General features: G+C 71.2%; 4 protein-coding genes and 1 pseudogene. All 5 read right to left on the bottom strand.

All coding sequences use genetic code 11. The features are described 5' to 3' along the window. Window positions 1-163: pseudogene (locus tag SACPADRAFT_RS25880) on the bottom strand (cytidine deaminase); the annotation flags it as partial. Beyond that, window positions 156-1,499: a hemolysin family protein gene (locus tag SACPADRAFT_RS0206295; protein WP_007026864.1), complete on the bottom strand. Its 1,344-nt coding sequence runs from the start codon at window positions 1,497-1,499 to the stop codon at window positions 156-158. The pseudogene SACPADRAFT_RS25880 and the gene SACPADRAFT_RS0206295, both read right to left, overlap by 8 nt. Beyond that, window positions 1,496-2,047: an rRNA maturation RNase YbeY gene (gene ybeY, locus SACPADRAFT_RS0206290; protein WP_007026863.1), complete on the bottom strand. Its 552-nt coding sequence runs from the start codon at window positions 2,045-2,047 to the stop codon at window positions 1,496-1,498. The genes SACPADRAFT_RS0206295 and ybeY overlap by 4 nt, the downstream gene beginning before the upstream one ends. Beyond that, the gene (locus tag SACPADRAFT_RS0206285) at window positions 2,044-3,177 is read right to left on the bottom strand and encodes a PhoH family protein (protein ID WP_233357130.1); all 1,134 of its coding nucleotides are present in this window, start codon (window positions 3,175-3,177) and stop codon (window positions 2,044-2,046) included. The genes ybeY and SACPADRAFT_RS0206285 overlap by 4 nt, the downstream gene beginning before the upstream one ends. A 118-nt stretch (window positions 3,178-3,295) precedes the next feature. After that, window positions 3,296-3,652, bottom strand: a complete 357-nt coding sequence (locus tag SACPADRAFT_RS0206280; RefSeq protein WP_007026861.1) for a histidine triad nucleotide-binding protein — start codon at window positions 3,650-3,652, stop codon at window positions 3,296-3,298. Between the last annotated feature and the right edge of the window lie 145 nt (window positions 3,653-3,797).

Here is a 3,797-nt window from a genome sequence, read left to right as displayed (position 1 = left end):
CTGCGCCGGCCGTCAGCCGCAGCGACGGGAGCCCGACCGGGGCGGCGGCGTAGGTGCGCCCGTCGGTGTCCCGTACGGCGGCGCCCTCGGCCGCCTGCACCCGCGCCCTGGTCGAACGGGCCAGGACGACGAGCTTCTCGTCCTCCGGGTCCAGCTCAGGCATGCTCCACTCTCCTGTCGGATCGGTCCTGGTTCTCGTCGGCGCCGGGCCTGGTGCCCGCACCGGTCGCGTGCCCGTCGGCCGGGCGCACCACCACCGTGGTGATCCGCATCCGGCCACGACGGTCCTTTCCGCCCTCGGCCCGTAGCCGCAGACCCTCCACCTCGGCCTCCGCACCCGGCAGCGGGACCCGGCCGAGGCGCTCGGCCATCAGGCCGCCGACCGTTTCCACGTCGTGCTCTTCGAGGTCGACCTCGAAGAGCTCCGCCAGGTCGTCGAGCCCCAGCCGGGACGAGACCCGCACGACATGGTCGTCGACGTGCTCCACCGGGGGACGCTCGTCGGCGTCGGACTCGTCGGCGATCTCCCCGACGATCTCCTCGAGGATGTCCTCGATGGTGAGCAGTCCGGCCGTGCCGCCGTACTCGTCCACCAGCACCGCCATGTGGTGGCGGGAGACCTGCATCTGTTTGAGCAGCGTGTCCAGCCGCTTCGAGTCCGGCACGAAGTTCGCGGGGGTCATCAGCTCACCGACCTCGCGCGCGGTGCCGCCCTCGGCGATGGACGCCGCCACGAGGTCCTTGAGGTTCACCACACCGGTGATGTCGTCCACCGACTCGCCGATCACGGGGAGGCGGGTGAACCCCGTCCGCATCGACAGCGCCAGGGCCTGCCGCACGGTCTTGTCGTGCTCGATCCACACGATCTCGGTGCGGGGCACCATCACCTCGCGGGCCACGGTGTCGCCGAGCTCGAACACCGAGTGGATCATCTCCCGCTCCTCGGTGCCCACCACGCCCCGCTCCTCGGCGAGGTCGACCAGCTCGCGCAGTTCCGCCTCGGTGGTGAACGGCCCCTCCCGGAAGCCGCGACCCGGGGTGATGGCGTTGCCGAGGACGATCAGCAGGCGGCTCAGCGGACCGAGCACCGTGCCGAGCACCCGGACGGGACCGGCCACCAGCGGACCGATCCGGTACGGGTGCTGCCGGCCCAGGGTGCGGGGCCCCACCCCGACGAGCACGTAACTCACCAGCGCCATGCCCAGGCTGGCCGCCAGCACGGCGAGCCAGACGGAGTCGAGCAGGCGCAGGGCGACCACGGTCACCAGCACGGTCGCGGTGAGCTCGCAGCCCATGCGCAGCAGCAGGAGCAGATTGATGTGCCTGGTGCGTTCGCGGAGCACGAGGTCCAGCTGGCGGGCGCCGACGCGGCCCGAGCGGATCAGGCCCTCGACCCGCGCGGCCGAGGCGGCACCGATCGCGGCGTCGGCCGCCGCGAGTATCCCGCCGAGCAGCACCAGCAGCGCGGCGACGACCAGGAAAGTGGCCGAGGGGGTCACGATGGCTCCGGATCGGTCCCTTCGTCGAGCCCCGCCGTACCGAGCAACCGCTCGTCGTTGCCGCGCTGGGTGTCCTGGCGCCGTGCGGCGTCCAGCGCGGCGCGGAAGTCGGCGAGGACCCGCTTCTGCAGGCCGAACATCTCCCGCTCCTCCTCCGGCTCGGCGTGGTCGTACCCGAGCAGGTGCAACACGCCGTGCACCGTGAGCAGGTGCAGTTCGTCGAGCAGCGGATGCCCGGCCGTGGCGGCCTGGTCCTCCGCGAAGCCGGGGCACAGCACGATGTCACCCAGCAGCGCGGGGGACGACTCGGGGGCCTCCGGCCCGCGGCCCGCCTCCATCTCGTCCATCGGGAACGCCATCACGTCGGTGGGGCCGGGCAGATCCATCCACCGGACGTGCAGCTGTTCCATGACGTCCTGGGTCACCAGCGACACCGACAGCTCGGCGAGCGGGCTGACCTCCATGCGGTCGAGCGTGAACCGGGCCGCCGAGACGATCGAGGTCTCGTCGACGTCGACACCGGACTCGTTGGCGATCTCGATGCTCACCGGCGTCCCCGTCCGCCCGCCGCACGGTCGTCGGCGGTGTCGTCCTGCTCGGCCTGCCATTTCTCGTAGGCGTCGACGATGTCGCCCACCAGCTTGTGCCGTACCACGTCGTGACTGCTCAGGGTCGAGAAGTGCAGATCCTCCACGCCCTCGAGGATCTCACGGACGATCCGGAGCCCACTGCGCTGCCCGCCGGGCAGATCGACCTGGGTGATGTCCCCGGTCACCACGATCCGCGAGCCGAAGCCCAGCCGGGTGAGGAACATCTTCATCTGTTCCGGCGTCGTGTTCTGCGCCTCGTCCAGGATGATGAACGCGTCGTTGAGGGTGCGGCCACGCATGTAGGCCAGCGGCGCGATCTCGATCGTGCCCGCCTGCATCAGCCGCGGGATCGACTCGGGGTCGAGCATGTCGTACAGCGCGTCGTACAACGGCCGCAAATAAGGGTCGATCTTCTCGGACAACGTGCCCGGCAGATACCCCAACCGCTCACCGGCCTCCACGGCCGGTCGGGTCAGGATGATCCGCGTGACCTCCTTGTTCTGCAGCGCCTGCACGGCCTTCGCCATCGCCAGGTAGGTCTTGCCCGTGCCCGCGGGGCCGATGCCGAACACCACGGTGTGCCGGTCGATGGCGTCGACGTAGCGTTTCTGGTTCAGCGTCTTGGGCCGGATGGTGCGCCCCCGCCGGGACAGGATGTTCATGCTCAGCACCTCGGCGGGCGACTCCGAGCCGCCGCCGGAGAGCATCGTCACCGTCCTGCGGACCGTGTCCGGCCTGATCTGCTGCCCCTTGTCCGCCAGCGTCACCAGCTCCGCGAACACCCGTTCGGCGAAGGCCACCTCGCTGGAGGCCCCGGTCAGGGTGATCTCGTTGCCCCGAACGTGCACATCCGCGTCGAGCAGGTCCTCGGCGACGCGCAGGTTCTCGTCGGCGGAGCCGAGCAGCACGAGTGCGGCGGCATCCGGGATCGGGAAGTGCGACTGTGCCGACCGGCCCTGCGCGGCGGTGTCGTCCGCCCCGTCCACCGGCCCGTCCGTCGACACGGGCTGTGGGTCGGACGCGGCCTGCGACGGGCCCGCCTCGTCCGGGGTGAGGTGCGCGGGATGCAGCGGTTCGGTTCCGGCCACGTGGCCTCTGGCCTGCCTTCTGCACGTGACGTGCGGGTCGTGGATGTCGTCGTCCCTGGTCATACCGATGGTAGCGGCTGGACCACCACCGGGGCACGGAAGTTTACCCGCCCGGGACTCACTGGTGATAACGCCCGAAATGGCCGAGCTGTTCCCCACCGAGGACGTGTGCGTGGACGTGGAAGACCGTCTGGCCCGCGTCGGCGCCCGTGTTGAACACGACGCGGTAGCCGTCACCGAGCCCCTCCCGCTCGGCCACCGTGGCCGCCGTGCCGACGACGTCGGCCAGCAGCCCCGGGTCGGCCGCGGCGAGCTCGGCCACGTTCCGGTACCGGGACTTCGGCACCACGAGCACGTGGGTGGCCGCCTGGGGACTGATGTCGCGGAACGCGAGGGTGGTGTCGGTCTCGTGCACGATGTCGGCGGGGACCTCCCGGTCGATGATCCGCTCGAACAACGTCTTCTCGTCGCTCATGACCCTCCCGGTGGCGGTGGCTCGCCGGCTCGGCGGCGCTGGTCTCGTCGTCTCCGGCAGGCCCGGTGCCGGTGCCGGTGCCTGTGCCCAGCAGGGTACTGCGACCGGTCGGCGCCGGCGACGGGCTTCGCCCGCGCCCCCGCCA

The sequence above is a fragment of the Saccharomonospora iraqiensis subsp. paurometabolica YIM 90007 genome, assembly GCF_000231035.2.
Taxonomy (GTDB): domain Bacteria; phylum Actinomycetota; class Actinomycetes; order Mycobacteriales; family Pseudonocardiaceae; genus Saccharomonospora; species Saccharomonospora paurometabolica.
The sequence above is the reverse complement of the archived record's forward strand: the minus strand, read 5'-3'. Positions and strand labels throughout refer to the sequence as shown.

What these genes read in the sequence shown, in the direction of transcription:
- SACPADRAFT_RS0206280 (WP_007026861.1), bottom strand. Translation starts at nt 3,652, where the DNA reads ATGAGCGACGAGAAGACGTTGTTCGAGCGGATCATCGACCGGGAGGTC.